This is a genomic window from Pseudoduganella albidiflava, assembly GCF_004322755.1.
GTDB lineage: Bacteria > Pseudomonadota > Gammaproteobacteria > Burkholderiales > Burkholderiaceae_D > Rugamonas > Rugamonas albidiflava.
On record NZ_CP036401.1, the window covers coordinates 7,201,004 to 7,221,970 of the forward strand.

The 20,967-nt window shown below is 66.3% G+C and carries 13 protein-coding genes; 7 read left to right on the forward strand and 6 right to left on the reverse strand.

What is annotated here, in order from left to right; translation table 11 throughout:
- Positions 1-5: 5 nt before the first annotated feature.
- The 3 genes from EYF70_RS30015 to EYF70_RS30025 form a co-directional block, all read right to left on the reverse strand.
- On the reverse strand, positions 6-632 hold the full coding sequence (locus EYF70_RS30015; RefSeq protein WP_131148650.1) for a response regulator: 627 nt from the start codon (positions 630-632) through the stop codon (positions 6-8).
- A complete protein-coding gene (locus EYF70_RS30020; protein ID WP_165497820.1) occupies positions 629-1,837 on the reverse strand; it encodes a sensor histidine kinase in 1,209 nt (402 codons plus the stop codon). Before EYF70_RS30020 ends, EYF70_RS30015 begins: the two co-directional genes overlap by 4 nt.
- 102 nt (positions 1,838-1,939) lie before the next feature.
- Positions 1,940-3,244, reverse strand: coding sequence for a GMC family oxidoreductase N-terminal domain-containing protein (locus tag EYF70_RS30025; protein ID WP_131148652.1), 1,305 nt, complete (start codon positions 3,242-3,244; stop codon positions 1,940-1,942).
- Positions 3,245-3,384: 140 nt separating this feature from the next.
- On the opposite strand from EYF70_RS30025, the gene EYF70_RS30030 reads away from it, so the two are divergent.
- Positions 3,385-5,529 (forward strand): M3 family metallopeptidase, encoded by a 2,145-nt coding sequence (locus tag EYF70_RS30030; RefSeq protein WP_229420624.1) that lies wholly within the window; start codon positions 3,385-3,387, stop codon positions 5,527-5,529.
- The gene (locus tag EYF70_RS30035; protein ID WP_131148653.1) at positions 5,529-7,673 is read left to right on the forward strand and encodes a M3 family metallopeptidase; all 2,145 of its coding nucleotides are present in this window, start codon (positions 5,529-5,531) and stop codon (positions 7,671-7,673) included. Before EYF70_RS30030 ends, EYF70_RS30035 begins: the two co-directional genes overlap by 1 nt.
- Positions 7,674-7,944: 271 nt before the next feature.
- Here the strand turns inward: EYF70_RS30035 and EYF70_RS30040 are convergent, their stop codons facing one another.
- Both EYF70_RS30040 and EYF70_RS30045 read right to left on the reverse strand, forming a co-directional pair.
- A complete protein-coding gene (locus EYF70_RS30040) occupies positions 7,945-9,633 on the reverse strand; it encodes an alkaline phosphatase D family protein (RefSeq protein ID WP_131148654.1) in 1,689 nt (562 codons plus the stop codon).
- A 92-nt stretch (positions 9,634-9,725) separates the two neighbouring features.
- Positions 9,726-10,319, reverse strand: a complete 594-nt coding sequence (locus EYF70_RS30045) for a DUF1444 domain-containing protein (protein ID WP_131148655.1) — start codon at positions 10,317-10,319, stop codon at positions 9,726-9,728.
- Positions 10,320-10,593: 274 nt separating this feature from the next.
- Between EYF70_RS30045 and EYF70_RS30050 the strand changes: the two genes are divergently transcribed.
- Positions 10,594-10,878 (forward strand): DUF4404 family protein, encoded by a 285-nt coding sequence (locus EYF70_RS30050; RefSeq protein WP_131148656.1) that lies wholly within the window; start codon positions 10,594-10,596, stop codon positions 10,876-10,878.
- A 222-nt stretch (positions 10,879-11,100) separates the two neighbouring features.
- Here the strand turns inward: EYF70_RS30050 and EYF70_RS30055 are convergent, their stop codons facing one another.
- A complete protein-coding gene (locus tag EYF70_RS30055) occupies positions 11,101-11,613 on the reverse strand; it encodes a DUF1269 domain-containing protein (RefSeq protein ID WP_229420625.1) in 513 nt (170 codons plus the stop codon).
- A 203-nt stretch (positions 11,614-11,816) separates the two neighbouring features.
- Between EYF70_RS30055 and EYF70_RS30060 the strand changes: the two genes are divergently transcribed.
- The 4 genes from EYF70_RS30060 to EYF70_RS30075 all read left to right on the forward strand — a co-directional run bounded on the left by EYF70_RS30060 (position 11,817) and on the right by EYF70_RS30075 (position 20,956).
- Entirely contained in the window at positions 11,817-14,144 is a 2,328-nt protein-coding gene (locus tag EYF70_RS30060; RefSeq protein ID WP_131148657.1) for a YgiQ family radical SAM protein, read from the forward strand.
- Positions 14,145-14,374: 230 nt separating this feature from the next.
- Positions 14,375-17,167, forward strand: a complete 2,793-nt coding sequence (locus EYF70_RS30065; protein WP_229420627.1) for an EAL domain-containing protein — start codon at positions 14,375-14,377, stop codon at positions 17,165-17,167.
- 86 nt (positions 17,168-17,253) lie between these two features.
- Positions 17,254-20,013: a type VI secretion system Vgr family protein gene (locus EYF70_RS30070; protein WP_131148659.1), complete on the forward strand. Its 2,760-nt coding sequence runs from the start codon at positions 17,254-17,256 to the stop codon at positions 20,011-20,013.
- Complete coding sequence (locus EYF70_RS30075) at positions 20,003-20,956, forward strand: hypothetical protein (RefSeq protein ID WP_131148660.1); 954 nt, start codon at positions 20,003-20,005, stop codon at positions 20,954-20,956. Before EYF70_RS30070 ends, EYF70_RS30075 begins: the two co-directional genes overlap by 11 nt.
- Positions 20,957-20,967 lie beyond the last annotated feature (11 nt).

Here is a 20,967-nt window from a genome sequence, read left to right on the forward strand (position 1 = left end):
CCGTCTCAGATCAGTTCCAGCTCGATGCCCCGCAGCACCGCGCGCACGCGGTCGCGCACGCCCAGCTTGGCGAGGATGCTCGAGACGTGATTCTTCACGGTGCCTTCGCCGCAGCCCAGGCTGGCCGCGATTTCGGCATTGGAGAGGCCGCCGGCCATCAATGCCAGCACTTCCGTTTCGCGGCCGGTCAGGGTGGCCAGGCTGGCCGCGGCGGGCTCGCCGTTGCGACGGAACGAGGCACGCGTGCGTTCCGTCAGCGCGGGACGGAACAGGGTCTCGCCCGCCACCACGGCACGGATGCCGTCGGCCAGCCGTTCCAGTGAAATATCCTTGAGCAGGAAGCCGCGCGCGCCCGCGCGCATCGCATCGAACAGCGCATCGTCGTCGTCGAAGGTGGTCAGCATGATCGTCGGCGGCAGGCTTTCGGACTCGCGCAGCAGTTCCACGCCGCCGCGGCCGGGCATGCGCACGTCGAGCAGCAGCACGTCCACCGCCGTCTGCGCCAGCACGCGCCCGGCGTCGATACCGTCGGCCGCTTCGGCCACCACGCGGATATCGTCGGTCAGGTCCAGCAAACCGCGGATGCCGCTGCGCACCAGCGTCTGGTCGTCCACCAGCGCCACGCGGATCATGCCGGCACCCCCGGCAGGCGCATCTCGAGGGCCAGTCCGCGCGGCATCCCGCCGGCGATGCGCAACTCGCCACCCATGTCCGTCAGCCGCTCGCGCATGCCGCGCAAGCCATTGCCTTCGGCGATCGCCGGCGTGCCGAGGCCATCGTCGGTGACGCGCGCGACGGTGGTGCCCGCGCTGGTGTCGAGCTGGATCGTCAGCGCTGTCGCCTGCGCATGGCGCAGCGTGTTCGTCACCGCTTCCTGGATGCAGCAGAACAGTGCGTGGGCCACGTGCGGCGGGTGGCGGGCCGCCCGCGCATCGATGTGCAATTCAGTCCGCAGCGCCGGCAGCCCGGCGCACATCACGCGCAGCGCCTCGGCGAGATCGATCGGACGGTCCTGGCGCGCATGGGTGACCACGCCGCGCACCTCGGCCAGCAGGTCCTTGCCGAGCGCATGCGCGGTACCCAGCGCCGCGGGCGCGGTGCCGCCGGCCTGGCGCACGGCCAGGTCGAGATGCAGGTTCAGCGCCGTCAGGTGATGGCCCAGGGTATCGTGCAGGTCGCGCGCGATGCGCAGGCGCTCGGCGCCGCGCACCGTTTCGCCCAGCAGCGTCTGCGTGGCCAGCACCTGGGCATGGGCGGCGGCCAGCGCGAGGCGTGAGCGGCGCTCGCGCAGCACCAGGCTGCCCACGAAGAACGCCGCGCCGATCAGCAGCCGTTCCGCCGACAGGTAGGCCAGCATGGGCACCACGCGCCCCGGCGGCAAGCTGGCCGACAGGAGCAGCGTGGTATCGGCGGCAACGCCGAGCAGGTATTGCGCGGCAAGCCAGCGCAAGCCGGTGCGCGCCGGCAGCAGCATCGCCAGCTGGGCCGCCACGAGCATGTTGAAGACCAGCGAATCCATCGCCAGTGCGCAGGCCAGCTGGGCGCCCAGGAACAGGCGGCGCCGGTGCGGCAGGGGCGTGGTGCAGGCGCCGTACGCCAGGGCCGCGCACAGGCCGACCACCGCGCACTTGCTTGCCACGTACAGGCCGAAGGCGTGCGTGGCCACCGGCATCCCGAGCAGCTTCAGCAGCCCGATCGCGAACCAGCCGGTAAAGGTGTGCAGCGAAAGCCGCTCGGGCGTTTCGGTCAGCACGGCCGCCACGTCCAGCGATCCGAACATCAGCGGCCCGGCGACCGCGAGCGTCCACGGCGGCAGCTGGCGGGCTTTCAGTCTCATGGAGAATGGGCGCATTGTCGCAATGGCAATTGGAAAAGCGCATTGTAGTGCGGGTGCGTGCTTGCCGAAGCAAAAATATGGCGCCCCGGGTGCACCGATGCCTCAGGCGGCTGGCCGCTCCGTGGCGGCTGCGGCCAGCTGCCGGCCCAGCCGCCGGCCCAGGCACAGGAGGGTGAGCGTGGGCGGCAAGCCCCAGGGCGCCGGCAGCACGGCGGCGTCGCACACATACAGGCCCGGCGTGCGGGTTTGCAGGCCGGTGTCGACCACGGTGCCGACCGGCGCGGTGCCGCCCGGGTGCGCGGCGAAGTGATGGCTGTCGAAGACGTGCTTCGCGCCGGCCTGCCGCAGGATGCCGCGGGCGATGTCCACGCCGCGGCGCAGCTTCGCCTTGTCCGCCGTCGTCAGCGTCTTGTCCACCCAGCGCGGTCCCACGGCGCCACCGGCTTCGTCGGCGATCTTCACCATGATCGATAAAGTGCGGCGGTGCGCGCCCAGCCGGTCGAAGCGGCCCACCTGCGCGGCGAAGGCGCCGTACATCGGCTGCGGCAAGGCCAGGTCGGCGAACGATATCCCCTCGTCCGGCAGTGCCAGGCCGGCCGCCATCGGGACTTCGGCGCCGCCGTCGAGATCGTCCACGCTGCCCATCACCGCCACCACCGGGTCGCTGAAGAACGGCACGGTTGCCGGCGCCAGGCCCGACTGGTACAGCAGGCGCGGGCTGCCGATGCCGCCGGCGGCCAGCACCACGACAGGCGCGCGCACCGTGTGCACGGCACCGCCTGCCGTGACTTCCACGCCCGCAGCGCGGCCACCTTCCATGATCACCCTTTCCACCCGCGCATCGGCCACCAGCCGCGCGCCGTGGCGGCAGGCTTCGTCGAGGAAATCGCGCGCCGTCCACTTGGCGCCGAACGGGCAGCCGTACACGCAGCGCCAGCAGCCGGTACGGCAGATCGCCGGGCGGATCATCTTGTCCAGCTTGTGCCAGCCCAGGCCGGCGTCGCGCGCGGCCGCCATGATGCGCTGCGCCATCGGCCCGATCAGCTCGTCGGGCAGGGGACCCAGCGGCAGTTCGGCGCGCAACGCGCGTTCATCGTCGGCCAGGTCGATCCCCAGGCGTGCCAGCGATGCCGGCGGCGATGCCGCGGTGGCGAAGTTGATGGTGGAACTGCCGCCCGCCGTGACGCCGCGCACCAGCAGCGAGGCATCGCGGTGGAAGAACGCGCCCTTGCCGGGAATCGCCGCCATGGCCGCCATCTGCGTGAGCGTGCCCGCCACGGGCGCGGCGCCGCCCCGTTCGAGGACCAGCACGCGCGCGCCTGCCGCGGCCAGCGTGCGCGCCACGCTGGCACCGCCGGGGCCGCTGCCGACGACGATCGCATCGCAGGAGGAAGGAAAGGAGTCCATGATCGCCATGCTACACGCTGATGGAAGGAACCCCGGAGTTTGCATTATTATCTTGCCTTCATGCTTGCCACCGGGCAGGCGTTTCCCGACATGGCGCCGGCGACGATCTCGCCGGCTGCAACGGTTCATCGAAAGACGATATGACCCCACCACGTATGCTCGTTCTCGCGGCCAGCCTCGCCCTGGCCATCATCCCGGCAGTGCACGCCGCGCCCGCCGCCACCGCCGCTTCCGCCCAGGTGCCCTCGATGAATCCACTGCTGCAACCCAGCTCCCTGCCGCTGCACTATCCGCGCTTCGACCAGATCCGCGACGAGCACTTCCTGCCCGCGTTCGAAGCCGGCATGGCCGAGGAACTGAAGGAAATCGACCGGATCGCCAACAGCAAGGCGGCGCCCACCTTCGAGAACACGATCGTGGCGATGGAGCGGGGCGGGCGCACGCTGCAGCGCGTGCAGAGCATCTTCTCGAACCTGGTCGGCGCGAACACGAACGACAAGCTCGATGCGGTCGACCGCGAGATGTCGCCGAAGCTGGCCGCGCACAGCGATGCGATCCACCTGAACCCGCAACTGTTCAAGCGGGTCGACATGCTGTATGCGAAGCGCGACAAGCTGGGGCTGGATGCCGAATCGCGCTACCTGATCGAGCGCTATCACGAAGACTTCGTGCTGGCCGGTGCAAAACTGTCGGCGCAGGACAAGGAAAAGCTGAAACGCCTGAACGGCGAGATCGCCACGCTGCAGACCACCTTCACGCAGAACGTGCTCAAGGAAATCAACGCTTCGGCGCTGGTGGTCGACACGCGCGAGGAGCTGGCCGGCATGCCGGAAGCGGCGATCAACGCGGCCGCCAAGGCCGCCGAAGAGAAGGGCCACAAGGGCAAGTACCTGCTGGCGCTGCAGAACACCACCGGCCAGGCACAGCTCGCCGAACTGACCAACCCGCAGGTACGGGCGCGGCTGATGGCGGCATCGCTGGCCCGCGGCAGCCGCGGCGGCGACTTCGACAACCGCGAAGTCGTCAAGAAACTGGCGCGCCTGCGCGCCGAACAGGCCCGCCTGCTGGGCTACGAGAACTTCGCCGCGTATTCGCTGGCGAACCAGACGGCGAAGAACACCGCCAACGTCAACAAGCTGCTGGGCGAACTGGCGAAACCGGCGGTCGACAACGCGCGCCGCGAAGGCGCCGACCTTGCCGCCATCGCCGGCGGTCCGATCGCCGCCGCCGACTGGGACTTCTACACCGACAAGGTGCGCGCCCAGCGCTTTGCCTTCGATGAAAAGCAGCTCAAGCCTTACTTCGAGCTGAACAACGTGCTGGTGAACGGCGTGTTCTTCGCCGCCACCAAGCTGTACGGCATCACCTTCAAGGAGCGCAAGGACCTGCCTGTGTACGACCCGGACGTGCGCGTGTTCGACGTGATCGACGCCGACGGCAAGCCGCTGGCGATCTTCCTGGCCGACCTGTATGCGCGGCCGAACAAGCAGGGCGGCGCCTGGATGAACGAGTACGTGGCGCAATCCGCGCTGCTGGGCGAGAAGCCGGTGGTGGGCAATCACCAGAGCATCCCGAAGCCGCCGGCCGGCGAGCCCACGCTGCTCACGTTCGATGAAGTGACCACCATGTTCCACGAATTCGGCCATGCGCTGCACGGCATGTTCTCGAACGTGAAGTATCCGCGCTTCTCCGGCACCAGCGTGCCGCGCGACTTCGTCGAGTACCCGTCGCAGGTCAACGAGATGTGGGCCGTGTGGCCCGAGGTGCTGGCCAATTATGCGAAGCACCACCAGACCGGCGCGCCGATGCCGAAGGAACTGCTGGACAAGATCACCGCATCGCGCAAGTTCAACAAGGGCTTTGCCACCACCGAATACCTGGCCGCCTCGCTGCTGGACCAGAAATGGCACCAACTGCAGCCCGACCAGGTGCCGGACGACGTGCTCGCCTTTGAAGCGGCCGCGCTGAAGGAAGCGGGCGTCGATTACGCGCTGGTCCCGCCGCGCTACCGCACCACGTATTTCTCGCACAGTTTCTCCGGCGGCTATTCGGCCGGCTACTACGCCTACCTGTGGGCCGAGAAGCTCGATGCGGAAAGCGTGTTGTGGTTCAAGGAAAACGGCGGCCTGCTGCGCAAGAACGGCGACTGGTTCCGCAAGACGCTGCTGTCGCGCGGCGGCACCGCCGACGCGATGGAACTGTTCCGCAATTTCCGCGGCCGCGATGCCGCCATTGGACCGCTGCTGGAACGCCGCGGCCTGAATGTCCAGCCAACCAAGGAATAATGTTGAACTATCCGAAACTGATGCTCCCCGCCGTCAGCCTGGCCTTCGCAAGCCTGGCCTTCGCCGGCCTGGCCCAGGCCGCGCTGCCGGCCGCCAATCCTTTCGCCGCGCCCAGCACGCTGCCGCTGCAATACCCGGCCTTCGACAAGATCGGCGATGCCGACTATGCGCCGGCCTTCGACGAAGGCATGAAGGCGCAGGCTGCCGAGATCGAAAAGATCGCCAACAACAAGGCCGCGCCCACCTTCGAGAACACCATCGTGGCGATGGAACGCTCGGGACGCCTGCTGAGCCGCGTATCGACCGTGTTCTTCAGCCTGAACGGCGCCAATACCAACGACACGCTGCAGGCACTCGACCGCTCCCTCGCGCCGAAGCTGTCGGCGCACAGCGATGCGATGCTGCTGAATCCGAAGATGTACGCCCGCATCAAGACCCTGTACGACAAGCGCGACAAGCTGAAGCTGGATGCGGAATCGAAGTACCTGCTCGAGCGCTACCACACCGACTACGTGCGCGCCGGCGCCAAGCTGTCGGCGGCGGACAAGGAAAAACTCAAGGCCTACAACGCGAAGCTGGCCGAACTGCAGACGGCGTTCGCGCAGAACGTGCTGAAGGAAATGAATGCCTCGGCGCTGGTGGTCGACACGAAGGAAGAGCTGGACGGCATGTCCGGCGCGGCCATCGCCAAGGCCGCGGCCGATGCGAAGGCGCGCGGCCTGGACGGCAAGTTCGCGATCCCGGTCGTCAACACCACCGGCCAGGCGCCGCTGTCGGTGCTGAAGAACCGCACCACCCGCGAACGCCTGCTGGCGGCCTCGATGGCGCGCGGCAGCCGCGGCGGTGATTTCGACAACCGCGAACTGGTGCTGCAACTGGCGAAACTGCGCGCCGAGCGCGCCGCGCTGCTGGGCTATGCCAGCCATGCCGCCTACCAGCTGGAAGACCAGACGGCCAAGAACACCGGCGCCGTGAACCAGCTGCTGGCCGAATTCGCCCAGCCGGCGGTGCGCAACGCGCGCCGCGAAGCGGCCGACATCCAGAAGGTCATCGATGCGGAACAGAAGAGTAACGGCCAAGGTGGCTTCCAGCTGGCCGCGCACGACTGGCAGTTCTACGCGGACAAGGTGAGCAAGGAGCGCTACGCCTTCGACGGGAACGAACTGAAGCCGTACTTCGAATTGAACAGCGTCTTCGAGAACGGCGTGTTCTTCGCCGCGAACAAGGTGTTCGGGCTGACCTTCAAGGAGCGCAAGGATTTGCCGGTGTACCAAGCCGACGTGCGGGTATGGGACGTGTTCGATGCCGACGGCAAGCAGCTGGCCATCTTCATCGGCGATTTTTATGCGCGCGGCAACAAGCGCGGCGGCGCCTGGATGAATGCCTACGTCGGCCAGAACAAGCTGCTCGGCACGCAGCCGGTGGTGGCCAACCACCTGAACATTCCGAAGCCGGCGAACGGCGAGCCCACGCTGCTGACGTACGACGAGGTGCGCACCGCATTCCATGAATTCGGCCATGCGCTGCACGGCATGTTCTCGAACGTGAAGTATCCGCGCTTCTCCGGCACCCGCGTGCCGCGCGACTTCGTGGAATTCCCGTCGCAGGTCAACGAGATGTGGGCCACCTGGCCGGACATCCTGAACAACTACGCGAAGCACTACCAGACCGGCGCGCCGATGCCGAAAGAGCTGCTGGACAAGGTACTGGCCGCGCAGAAGTTCAATGAAGGCCACCGCACCACCGAGTACCTGGCCGCGGCCATCCTCGACCAGAAATGGCACCAGCTGTCCGCCAGCCAGGTTCCCACGGACGTGCTGGCCTTCGAAGCGCAGGCACTGAAGGATGCGGGCGTCGACTTCGCCCCCGTGCCGCCGCGCTACCGCAGCACGTACTTCTCGCACGTCTTCTCCGGCGGCTACTCGTCCGGCTATTACGGCTACCTGTGGGCCGAAAAGCTCGATGCCGAAAGCGTGCTGTGGTTCAAGGAAAACGGCGGCCTGTCGCGCAAGAACGGCGACTGGTTCCGCCAGAAGCTGCTGTCGAAGGGCGGCACGATGGATGCGATGCAGATGTTCCGCGAATTCCGCGGGCGCGACGCGAAAGTCGAACCGCTGCTGGAACGGCGCGGCCTGACCGACTGACCCGCCCTGCCACAAAACACAACCGCGCCACCCGGCGCGGTTTTTTTACGCCCCCGCAACTGCAGAGCTGGTCGCTTTACAGCAGGGGAAGTTCCTAATGCCGCTAAGCTAAGCGTTACCCGACACGTTGGAAGCGCATGCATTCACCCCAACAGCGAAGGGCTGGGGTCAGACCCGCCGGGTCTGACCCCGGAATTTGCACTTGGGGTGGGCTTGACTAAGCGGCATTTGGGACAGTCCCCGATTTTTGGCAACAGTTCCCGAGCCGGCGTCAGCCCGCCACGAGCTTCCGGTTCGACGCGCCCGGCAGCATGCGCAGCACCTTGCCGACCGAGGCCTTGTAGGTCTGCGAGCGGATGGTGTCCACGTAGCGGTACTCGGCGCGGGTTTCGGCCGGGGTGACCGTCAGCACCACGAAGCCGCGCGATGCCGTTTCCGCGTATTGCAGCGGGCCGATCAGCTGTTCCATGGCGGCGGCGACCGTGGTTGGGGCGGCAGTGGGGAAGTAGCCCTCGAAGCCGGGCGACGTGACGGATGGCACGCCGAATTCCACGCCGACCGCCTGGCCATTGGCATCGGCCAGGTCGCTGGCCCAGGCATTGTGCGTGTCGCCGGCCAGCACGACCAGGTTCTTGTTCAGCGTGCGCGCCATGTTCAGCACGGTCTCGCGCGCGGCCGCGTAGCCATCCCACGCGTCCAGGTTGTACGGCACCGGCGCGGCCGCCAGCTGCTGCTGCTCGGTCTCGGACAGCGCCACGCCGGCCTGCACCTTGGCGGCGATGGCGAAGTAGGCGGCGTAGCCCACGGTGCCCAGCACCATCGGTGCCGGCAGCATCATGCGCGCCATCAGCACCTGCTGGCCCAGGACCTGCCAGGTGGCCGTGGACTTCGCCATCTGGCCCTGCAGCCACGTGGTCTGCTCGGCGCCCATCAGCTGGCGCGCCGGGTTCGTCACGTCCGCCGTGAACGCGGCGGCATTGAAGCTGCGGTCGGCGCCCACGTAGCCGGCATAGGCCAGCTGCTTGTCGCGGCCGATCACGCGCGTGTCGAGCATGTGCAGCGACAGCAGGTTGCCGAAGTCGAACGAGCGGTAGATGCGCTCCGGCCGCGCCGCGTCGGGCTGGCGGATCGGCATCCATTCGTGGTAAGCCTGGATGGCCATCTGGCGGCGCGCGGCCCACAGGCCTTCGGTGGCCGGATCGTGGTTTTCCGCGCCGTCGCGCCAGGTGTCGTTGGTCAGCTCGTGGTCGTCCCACACGGTGATGAACGGCATGCGCGCATGCACGGCCTGCAGGTCCGGATCGGTGCGGTATTGCTGGTAGCGGCGGCGGTAATCGGTGAGCGTGATGATCTCGGTGGCCGGCTGGGAAACCCGGCCCATCGCGGCGGCGTTCTGCGAGGCATAGCCGCCGGCCGCGTATTCATAGATGTAGTCGCCCAGGTGCAGGCCCACGTCGATATCGTCGAACGTCGCCGCGTCGCCATACACGTTGAAGTAGCCGGCCGGGTAGTTCGAGCAGCTGAACACCGCGAAGCGCGCCTGGGTGACGGAGCCGGTCGGCAGCGTCTTCGTGCGGCCCACCGGCGAATCGATGCCCTGGCAGCGGAAGCGGTAGAAATAGCGGCGGTTGGCGGCCAGCCCCGTCGCATCCACCTTCACGGTGAAGTCGCGCGAAGCCCCGGTGCGGGTGGAGCCCGATGCCACGACCTTCGTGAAGCCGCTGTCTTCCGCCACGCTCCAGCCCACGTCCAGGTCGTCCGCTCCCGCAGGTGCCGAGATGCGTGTCCACAGGATCACGCGATCGGCCAGCGGGTCGCCGCTGGCCACGCCATGGGCGTAGGTGATCGGCTCGTACGAGGCATCGTCGCCGCCGCAGGCGGTCAGCGGGATGGTGGAAACGGCAACGGTGCCGAGGGAAAAGTTACGGATGAATTTGCGACGTGCATTCGATTGGGTCATGGATGGCCATTGCCGAAAGTGAAAGACGGCGCATCTTAATTTGACAACATTACCCTCTCATGACATGGCCCGCCGCGCTGCGACGGAGGCGTTCAGCCCTCTTCGAACAGCCGCCAGAAGCCGTCGCGCCGGATCATGAGCTGCTTCGACAGGCGATGGTTGTCCTGGCGCCGGTCGAACTCTTCCCCGGTCTGCCTGCGCAGTTCGGCGACCGCATCGCTGTCGCTGCCGTCGCAGATCAGCAGGCAGTCGCGGTGCGGCGCGGTGGCGATGGCCGGGCCTTTCAGGTGCGATTCGATCTGGTCGAAGGCACTGCTGACGATCAGCAGCACGGCCTCGTGGTTGCCGCCCAGGTCGAGCTGGTGGACGCCGGCCTTCGCGGTAAACCGGGGTGGCCACCGCATCGCCTTCACCAGGTTGCTCATGGCGACATCCGGCAAGTCGTCCTGCGTGACGCCCACCTGTTCCAGCAAGTCCGGCGTGGCCATCACGAACTGGTCCGGCTGGTCAAAGGCATACGTCACCAGCAATTCGCCGCAAAAGCTCTGCATCAGCGGTGCCTGGTCTTCCGTCACGCCGGCTTCCTGCAGGGCATGGACAAAGGCATGGTGCTTGATGCGCGGCTGCAACTGGCTGGCGAGCAGCTCGGGCGTGTTCGGGGAGGACTTCTTGAAAATGCCAAACATGTGTGCCTGCTCCTTGGGTGAGGGAATGCTGCGTGGAGTCGTCGTGCGCGGGGGTGTTGAAAATGCAATAAGGCCGGGCGATGTTAATGGCCGAAAAACACGAAGTCAACCGGGTGCACGGCCACAACGCCGCTGGCCGGCAGCCGTGCTTACGGGTATTGGTGGTCATGGGCTGCCGGGTCATCGTCGTGCCCGAACGGGTGGCCACCGAAGAGCGAAAACGTGTATAACTTCGAGGGCTGGATTGGCAATGGCGTCATTCGAGGAGATGAGCATGGACAATAACCTGAAGGCATCGCTGCGCGAAGTGCACGCCGCGCTGGCGAGTGGAGCACCGGTGGACGAGGAATTGCAGGACCTGCTGCGCCAGCTCGACGGCGACATCGAGCGCGTGCTGGAGCAGCGCGCGGCGGACGGCGCCGTCAGCGATGAAGGCACCACCACGTATGGCCTGGCCGAGCGCACGCAGGAGATCTCGGCGAAGTTCGCGGCAAAGCACCCGGCACTGGAGCCGACGCTCCGTGAACTGGGCCGTATCCTCGGGAATATGGGTATTTGAGGAAAAATGCGGCAAGATGAAGAACGATGAAGCAAGAAAGCCCGGTTCACATGGCTCGCGTCAGTGAAGAGCGCTGTGAAGCGGGCTGCGTAAGGCGGGCTACGTGAGGCGGGCGGTGTGAGCCGGGCAGTGTGAACCGGGCGGTAGTGTTCGAAGTGTGATACCCGGGTGTTGATTCCCATACCCGGGTGTTGATTCCCTGGCGTGATTTCCCGCGTACAACTAGGGAAACGCCACCATGGGCGGTTCTTCGCCGCCGAAGTTGAAGTCGGGATGCCGCTCGGCGATCATCGCTTCGATCTCGCGCACGCGCCGCACGGGTACGTCCACGATCAATAGCACCTGCCCCTGCTGCACGCGCTCCGTGAACTGTTCCAGCCGCTTGTTCGGGATCGCGCAACCGTTCATGCCGGACGCCCAGGCGCCGAACAGCGCGCCGCCGAGGGCCATCAGCAGGATCGTGGCCGTTCGCATGGTCAACCCTTCCGGCGGCATCAGCACGAGGATGATACCGGCCATGAAGCCGACGATGCCGCCGATCAGCATGCCCAGCTGGGCGCCGTGGACCAGGTCGGTCTTGAGCATGAAACTGGCGCCGGGCATGTCGTCCGGCAGGGAACCTTCGCGGCCCAGGAAGCGGATGTGCCGCTCCTCGATGCGCGCCAGCAGGAGCTCGTCCAGCATGGCGCGCGCGGAGGGGATGTCGGGCAGCATGTAGTAGAGTCGGCGGCGCATGGTGTTCTCCTCAGGGTATCGGGCTTATTGGTTCGCTTATTGATTCTTTATAGGCCGCTGCCCGCGCATTGCAATGGCGCTGCGGACACTTTTCCGGGCTTTCCCCTGGCTGCAACACAAGTTATTGAATAATAAAAGCTTTTTGGCCAAGAAAAAGTGCGGCGATGCGCGCCGCGGTACGCTTTTTGGTACAATCCTGCCTTATGAACGCCCCCCTGAACCTCTTCGCGACCGTGCCCAAGCGGTCTGCCCGCGCCCCTGTCGCGCCTTTCCTGCCCATGACCCGCGCCGAAATGGACAAGCTGGGCTGGGATGAGTGCGATGTCATCCTCGTCACGGGCGACGCCTATATCGACCATCCCAGCTTCGGCATGGCGCTGGTCGGCCGCCTGCTGGAAGCGCAGGGGTTCCGCGTGGGCATCATCAGCCAGCCGGACTGGCAATCGGCCGACGCCTTCCGCGCGCTGGGCAAGCCGCGCCTGTATTTCGGCATCACGGCCGGCAACATGGATTCGATGGTCAACCGCTACACGTCGGACCGCAAGATCCGTTCGGACGACGCGTACACCCCGAACGGCGAGCCGAACAAGCGTCCGGACCGCGCGGTGAGCGTGTATTCGCACCGCGCCCGCGAAGCGTTCCCGGGTACGCCGGTGATCATCGGCAGCATCGAGGCTTCGCTGCGCCGCATTGCCCACTACGATTACTGGTCGGACAAGGTGCGCAAGTCGGTGCTGATCGATTCGAAGGCCGACCTGCTGATCTTCGGTAACGCCGAGCGCGCGCTGGTCGACCTCACGCACCGCATGGCCAAGGGCGAGGACATCAAGTCCATCAAGGACCTGCGCGGCACCGCCTTCCTGGTTCCGCAAGGCTGGCTGCCGTCGGAAGAGTGGGGCGTGCACAACTCGACCCGCGTGGACGTGCCGGGCCGCATCGATGCGCATCCCGATCCGTATGCGATGGCCAAGGAAGACAAGGAAGCCTGCGCCACCGAGAACGCCGCTCCGGAACCGACGGTCAAGCCGATCCGCATCATGAGCCGCGAGGAACGCCAGGCGATGGCGAAGGAAAAGCACAACCGCACCGTGGTGCGGCTGCCGTCGTACGACACCGTCAGCACCGACCCGGTGATGTACGCGCATGCCTCGCGCGTGTTCCACCTGGAGTCGAACCCCGGCAATGCGCGCGCGCTGGTGCAGCAGCACGGCGACCGCGACGTATGGATCAACCCGCCGCCGCTGCCGCTGGCGATGGACGAGATGGATGGCGTGTACGACATGCACTACGCCCGCGCGCCGCACCCGGCCTACGGCAATGCGCGCATCCCGGCCTGGGAAATGATCCGCTTCTCGGTGAACATCATGCGCGGCTGCTTCGGCGGCTGCACGTTCTGCTCGATCACGGAACACGAAGGCCGCATCATCCAGAGCCGCTCGGAACCGTCGATCCTGCGCGAGATCGAGCATATCCGCGACAAGACCAAGGGTTTTACGGGCACCATTTCCGACCTGGGCGGCCCCACGGCGAACATGTACCGCCTGGCCTGCAAGGACAAGAAGATCGAGGAATCGTGCCGCCGGCTGTCGTGCGTGTACCCGTCGATCTGCTCCAACCTGGGCACCGACCACAGCAAGCTGATCCAGCTGTACCGCAAGGCGCGCGCGATTCCCGGCGTGAAGAAGATCCTGATCGGTTCCGGCCTGCGCTACGACCTCGCCGTGCGCTCGCCCGAATACGTGAAGGAACTGGTTACCCACCACGTGGGCGGCCTGCTGAAGATCGCGCCGGAGCACACCGAAACCAATGTGCTGTCGAAGATGATGAAGCCGGGTATCGGCGCCTATGACGAGTTCAAGGCCATGTTCGAGAAATTCTCGCTCGAGGCTGGCAAGAAGCAGTACCTGATCCCGTACTTCATCGCGGCCCACCCGGGCACGTCGGACGAGGACATGCTGAACCTGGCGCTGTGGCTGAAGAAAAACAACTTCCGGCTCGACCAGGTGCAGACCTTCATGCCTACGCCGATGGCGATGGCGACCACCATGTACCACAGCCGCAGGAACCCGCTGAAGAAAGTCACGGACGACTCGGAAGTGGTGGAAACGCCCCGCACGGCCAAGGTGCGCAAGGCGCACAAGGCATTCCTGCGCTACTACGATCCGGCCAACTGGCCGATCCTGCGCGAGACGCTGAAGGCGATGGGCCGTGGCGACCTGATCGGCAACGGCGAAAAGCACCTGATCCCCGCGTGGACGCCGGGCGAGGAAAACATGACAGCGGCGCCGGAAGGCAAGCGTGCCATGCCGACCCTGGCACCGGGCGCCCAGCGTGGCGCGCGGCCGGGCCAGCCGGCCGGCGGCCGCACCGCCGCGCCGCGTGGCGGCCGTCCGAATGCGCTGACCGGTTCGATGACGGCCCGCGAAACGGTGGAAACCAAGGCGCGCCCGTCGATCCTCGATACCATCAAGGTCAAGCCGAAGACCGCGTCGAAGCCGACGGCGCAGTCGACCACCAAGGGCCGCCGCTAGCAGCCTGTGCAGTAGAAGGGCGGGCTCCTGGTAATCGAGGTTTGTCGGGCTGGCAGTTCCGACAACTTCTGCGAAACCCGTAGCCGGCCCGGCCACTGGATGGCGCAATTGCGGCCCCCAAGCCACACTTGGGCACCGCTGGCCCGGCCCGACCGGGGGCGCGCGCTCATCGGCGTTACAATCGGCGAACCGCGGCCATGGGCCGTCCCTCGAACGTGCCGGCGCCTCTCGTGCTTCCCGAACCCATCTTCCTGCTTCCCGTGCGCCGTGTCTTCGCCAGCCTGACGCTGGTGCTGGGCATCGCCGTATTCCCGGCGCACGCACAAGACCGGGTAGTGCTCCAGCTGAAACATACCCACCAGTTCCAGTTCGCCGGCTATTACGCGGCGGTGGAAAAAGGCTATTACCGCGATGCGGGGCTGGACGTGCAGATCGTCGAAGGCACCGATGCCGAAGCGCCGTTGCGCGAAGTGCTGTCGGGCCGCGCCCAGTACGGCACCGGCAGCAGTTCCCTGTTGCTGGCGCGGCTGTCCGGCAAGCCCGTGGTGGTGCTGGGCGTGATCTTCCAGCATTCGCCTTACGCACTGGCCTCGCGGCAGCAGGGAGAAACGCCCGATCCGCGCCGGCTGGCCGGCAAGCGCGTGATGCTGGGGCCACTCTCGGCGCCGCTGAACCATGCCGACGAACTGTCCGCCTACCTGAAGCGCGAAGGCGTGCCGATGGAGGGCTTGCAGCGGGTCGAGCACAGCTACGACCCTTCCGACCTGATCAACGGCCGGGTCGAGGCGATGTCGATCCACACCACCAACGAAACGGATTATTTCGACCGTGCCGGCTTCCCGTACGACATCCACAGCCCGCGCGCCGCGGGGGTGGATTTCTACGGCGACAACCTGTTCACCAGCGAACAGGAACTCAATGCGAACCCGGAGCGGGTACGGGCATTCCGCGCCGCCTCGCTGCGCGGCTGGCAATATGCGATGAGCCACCAGGAAGAAATCGCCGGCCTGATCCTGGCGAAGTATTCGCGCCGGCACGACCGCCAGCACCTGCTGTACGAAGCACGGCAGATGGTGCCGCTGGTGCAGCCGGTGCTGGTTGAAATCGGCTACATGAATCCGGAGCGCTGGCAGCACATCGCCGACGTCTATACCGACCTGGGGCTGCTGCCGAAAGGCGTCACGTTCAACGGCTTCCTGTACAACGCCGAGCCGGGCGCCAACCTGGCGTGGCTGTACCGCATCGGCGGCGGTGCGGCGCTGCTGTTGCTGCTGGGCGCGGCGATCCATTTCGCCCTGCTGGCGCGCGAACGGCGCCGCTCGGCCGATGCGATCCGGGCCGGCGAGGAACGCTTCCGCATCATGTTCGAAGCCTCGCCGATCGGCATCGCGCTGATCGACGGCGTGACCGGTGCCTTTTCCGACGTCAATCCCCGCTACCGCGAAATCGCCGGCCGCTCCGAAGACGCCTTCGCCTCCCACAGCTGGCTCGATTTCGTGTACCCGGAGGACGTGGCTGGCTGGACATTGCAGATGGGCCGCCTGGCCGCCGGCGACGTGCAGGAGTTCCGCACCACGCTGCGGCTGGTGCGCAGCGACGGCACGACCGTGTGGGTGGAAGCTTCCGTGGTGCCGCTGCAGGCCGGCCCGCACCTCAAGCTGTGCATGATCGAAGATGTGACGGACCAGAAGAAAACCGAGGCCCTGATCTGGCAGCAGGCCAACTTCGACCAGTTGACGCAATTGCCGAACCGCCGCATGTTCCTCGACCGGCTGCAGCACGACGTGGTGAAGAGCCGGCGCGACGGCACGCGGATCGCCATCCTGTTCATCGACCTGGACCACTTCAAGGAAGTCAACGACACGCTGGGCCACCACCAGGGCGATGTGCTGCTGGTCGAGGCGGCGCGCCGCATTGCCGGCTGCGTGCGCCAGTCCGACACGGTGGCGCGCCTGGGCGGCGACGAGTTCACCGTGATCCTGACCGAGCTGCAGCTGACCGACCGGGCCGATGCGATCGCGCAGGACATCATCGACAGCCTGCTGGCGCCGTTCGAGCTGGGCCAGGAACAGGCCTTCATTTCCGCCAGCATCGGCATCACGCTCTATCCGGACGACGCGGCCAGCGTGGGCGACCTGCTCAAGCATGCCGACCAGGCCATGTACGCGGCCAAGGGCGCCGGCCGCAACCGCTTCAGTTATTTCACGCCGGCGCTGCAGGTGGCGGCGCTGAACCGCATGCGGCTGACCAACGACTTGCGCAGCGCGCTCAAGGGCGACCAGCTCAGGCTGTATTTCCAGCCGATCGTGCACCTCAGCACGGGGCGCATCCGGAAGGCCGAGGCCTTGCTGCGCTGGCAGCATCCGCAGCGCGGCATGGTCAGCCCGCTCGAATTCATCCCGCTGGCGGAAAGCTCCGGCCTGATCGTCGACATCGGGCAGTGGGTCTTCAACGAATCGATCCGCTGGGTGCAGCGCTGGCGCCGCGACGTGCACCCGGAATTCCAGGTCAGCCTGAACCAGTCGCCGGTCGAATTCCAGCGCGAGGGCGGCAGCTACGACGTATGGCTGAGCGCCCTGCGGCAGGCCGGCGTGCCGGGGCAGGCCATCGTGGTGGAAATCACCGAGGGCTTGCTGCTCGATGCCAGCACGATGGTCACCGACAAGCTGTTGCAGCTGCGCGACGGCGGCATCCAGGTGGCGCTGGACGATTTCGGCACCGGCTATTCGTCGCTCTCCTACCTGAACAAATTCGACATCGATTACCTGAAGATCGACCGCAGCTTCGTGCGCAACCTGGCGCCCGATTCCAGCGACCTGGCGCTGTCGGAAGCCATCATCGTCATGGCGCACAAGCTGGGCCTGCACGTGATCGCCGAAGGCGTGGAAACGGCCCAGCAGCGCGACCTGCTGGCCGCCGCCGGCTGCGACTACGGCCAGGGCTACCTGTTCGACAAGCCGCTGCCGGCCGGGGAATTCGATGCGCTGCTGCGGTCCCACGCCGCGATGCTGGCAGCGCAGTAAGCATTTTATCGGTGCGTCTTTAATTGCCGAGCGAGGTTAAAATGCTGGTTATTTTGCAATAATCACCTTGCTGGTAAAGCGCCCACATGCTTGCACTGACCGACCTGATGCGGCAGGACACCCGTATCCTGCGACTGACGACCCCCCTGGGACCCGACCGGCTGATACCGGAATGCCTGCGCGCCCAGGAAGCCATGAGCCAGCCCTACGAGCTGACCGTGACGGCGCTGTCGGCCGATGCCGGCATCGCCCTCAAGACGCTGCTCGGGCAGCCGGTGCTGCTGGAATTGCTGACCGCAACGAGCGGCCAGATGCGTGTCTTCCACGGGCACGTGACGGCCGCCAGCATGCTCGGGGCGGATGGCGGCCTGGCCCGCTACGAACTGACGATCGGCCCGTGGTATGCGTTCATGGACCTGGGCCGCGACAGCCGCGTGTTCCAGGACATGACGGTATTCGACATCCTCGACACCCTGTTCACCGGCTGGCAAAGTCCCGGCACGCTGGTGCCGCAATGGCGTTATGAGATCGCCGACCGCACGATCTACCCGCAACGCTCGCTGACGTGCCAGTACCAGGAATCGAACCGGACATTCGCCGAGCGGCTGATGCACGAGGAAGGCCTGTTCTATTACTTCGAGCACAGCGGCGATCCGTCCAGCGCCGCGCTGGGCGGCCACACGCTCGTGATCGCCGACCACAACGGCGCCTTCCAGCCGAACGCGCAGCCGGCCATCCGCTTTACCCAGCCCGGCGCCGTGATGCGGCAGGACAGCATGGACCGCTGGCGCCGCGAGGTACGCGCCACCGCCGGCGGCGTGGACATCGGCAGCTGGGATTACCGCAATGTCGGCATGCGCCGGGCCAGCACGGAAGATGGCACAGGCCCGCTGTTGCGCGACACGCCGGGTGCCTACGCGTACACGTCGCCCGAGCATGCCCAGCGCATCGCCGACCGGCAGGCCGAAGCCCTGCGCGCCAGCCGCGAAACCTTCATCGGCGCGGGCACCGTGCGCACGCTCAGCCCCGGCACCACGTTCACGCTAAGCGAACATTCGGCGGTGGCGGAAGACGAGAGCTTTGTCGTGTTGCGCGCGCTGCACCTGGCCCACAACAACCTGAGCGCCGAAGTCAGGGATGTGGCGCAGCGGCTGGGCGAGAACCCGCTGGCCCGGCTGATCGAGCGCGAACAGGCCGGCAGCCTGCATGCCACCGGCAAGGACAAGGGCGAGCGGCCGCTGTACCGCAACCGCATCGATGCCATCCGCAGCAGCGTGCCGTACCGCAGTGCCGACAGCGACGGCCATGGCCTGGTGCTGCGGCCGAAACCGACGGTCCGCGGCCAGCAGACCGCCATCGTCGTCGGACCGCCGGGCGCAGTGATTCATACGGACCGCGACCACCGCATCAAGGTGCAGTTCCACTGGCAGCGCGGCGTGCAAAGCCACAGCCGGCTCGAGCACCCGGTGCCCGATGGCCACACGGGCGCCCCCGCCGACGACAGCAGCGGCACGTGGGTACGCATCGCCACGCCGATGGCACCAGTGGCCGGCGCCAACTGGGGAACCCACGCCGTGCCGCGCGTAGGCAGCGAAGTGCTGGTCGATTTCATCGACGGCGACATCGACCGTCCGATCGTGATCGGCAGCCTGTACAACGGCGGTGGCGAGACCGATGCGCAGAGCAACCGCATCAGCGCCGGTACTGGCGCCGCCACGGGCAACGCTCCGGCATGGTTCCCGGGCGAATCCGGTGCGCACGCGCACGCGGCGGTGCTGTCCGGCTTCAAGTCGCAGGCACTGCAGGCCAGCCAGAGCGGCACCGGCGCCTACAACCAGCTGGTGTTCGACGACGCGCCGGGCGAACCGCGCGTGGCGCTGCAACGCCACGCCAGCGCGCATGAAGGCACCGATGAACTGAACCTGGGCCACCTGCGGCACCAGACGGACAACCAGCGCCTCGACACCGCCGGCCTGGGCGCGGAATTGAAGACGGCCCACAGCGCCGCGCTGCGCGCCGGCCAGGGCCTGCTGCTGTCGACCGAGGCGCAGACCGCGGGCGGCCAACAGCTCGCCGCGCGCGAGGCGGTATCGCAGATCGGCGCCAGCGCTGAAATGCAGCAATCGCTGGCCGAGACGGCGCAAAAGCACAACGCCAAGCTGAAGGACGAGCCGGCACCGGACAAGCTGCTGGCCATCGCGGAACTGCGCAAGGGACCCGGCGTGCTGGATGCAACCGCCGGCGGTGGCGGCGCGGACGAAGGCGGCGGCGGCAATGCCATCGCCTTCACCGAGCCGCAGCTGCAGCTATCCAGCCCTGCCGGCATCGCCGCCACCACGCCTGCCAGTACGATCGTCTCGGCCGGCACCACGACCAGCTTCGCTGCGGGGCAGGACATCAACTTCGCTTCGCAGGCGAACTTGCTGCACCAAGTGAAAGGCGGCATAGGCCTGTTCACATACGGCAAGGCCAGCGCGGCAACGAAGCCGAACCAGGAAACCGGTATCCGCCTGCATGCGGCCAGCGGCAAGGCCAGCGTGCAAGCGCAGTCCGACGCCGTGCGGATCACGGCCGACAAGCTGGTGACCGTGGCCAGCATTGCCAAGAGCGTCTCGGTCAGTGCCAAGCAGCATGTGATGCTGACCGCGCAGGGGGCCTACCTGAAGATCGAGGGCGGCAACATCATGATTCATGGGCCGGGGACGATGTCGTTCAAGGCGAGCATGAAGGAGTTGGCGGGGCCGGCGAGTGCATCGAGCCAGCTGAAATTGCCACCAGTTGGGAAGCTGGCTGAATGCCCGTCCGCGCAATCTGATGCTGCAACCGGAGGCGCGAGTGCAATCTAGACTCGAGCAGCTACGGAAAGGGTTCGATCCACTGACGCCGATATTCGTGCTTGTCGATCCAATGGTCGGAGAGCCGCTGCCCGGCTTGGGGCTACCCGATGCAAGTGCCGACGCAACGGCCGTGCGCGAGGAAGGCTGGGGCCGTGCCATCGTACCCGTGGAACTGTCGAAAACCGTGGCACTGCCCCCGCACCAGCACCCATACCTGGTTGCCTTGCATGGAATCGATGACCCGTTGATCGACCTGACGTTCGATATCGCCGAAGAAGAGCGACTTGCCTCCCAGGCAGGTGGGCTTGGCGGAGATGGGCGCGCCGCGCATCGTATCGGCGGCTGGCTGCAGAGTTCAATGCGGCATGAAGAACTTGCGGCGCTCGTTTCGGCAATGTGCCGCGTGAATACCGATGCCCGGACCAACGCGACTTATTTGAGGCTTGCAGACCGGCGGGTGCTTGATTTGTTGTGTCATGTGACCGGCGTAGCAAGGGTTCAACGACATTTCGGACGCTTGCAAACTTGGATATATCTGGACTCATGTGGCCAGCTCAGGTACCTACGCTCGCCTTCGCAGCCTGTTGAACCGTTGCGTCTTTCCCGAAGCGAATGGTTGATTCTTGAAGACGGTGAGTTATTACATCGATCTATTGCACAGTATCTAGGTGAAAGTAGCAGTGAGGAAGTGGCTATTTTGAACACCCCATATCGCAACGCCGAGTTGGCAGCGTCAGCGGCAAAGGACGCAGCCCGACGCTGGCCTCATCGCTTCATCAACAATCATGATAAAGCCAAATGGGCAGCTCTGTTTCTGCTGTACCAGTCAGGGCTTCAGTTGCCAGGAATTGCAAGGCTGCTGGACGATGCAGGCAGTAAGGACGAGCCTGCGGAACCACTACGCTACCTTTATGACGACATACGCGCAATCGTGCGACTAACCGCCGTCTAATATTCGCTCTC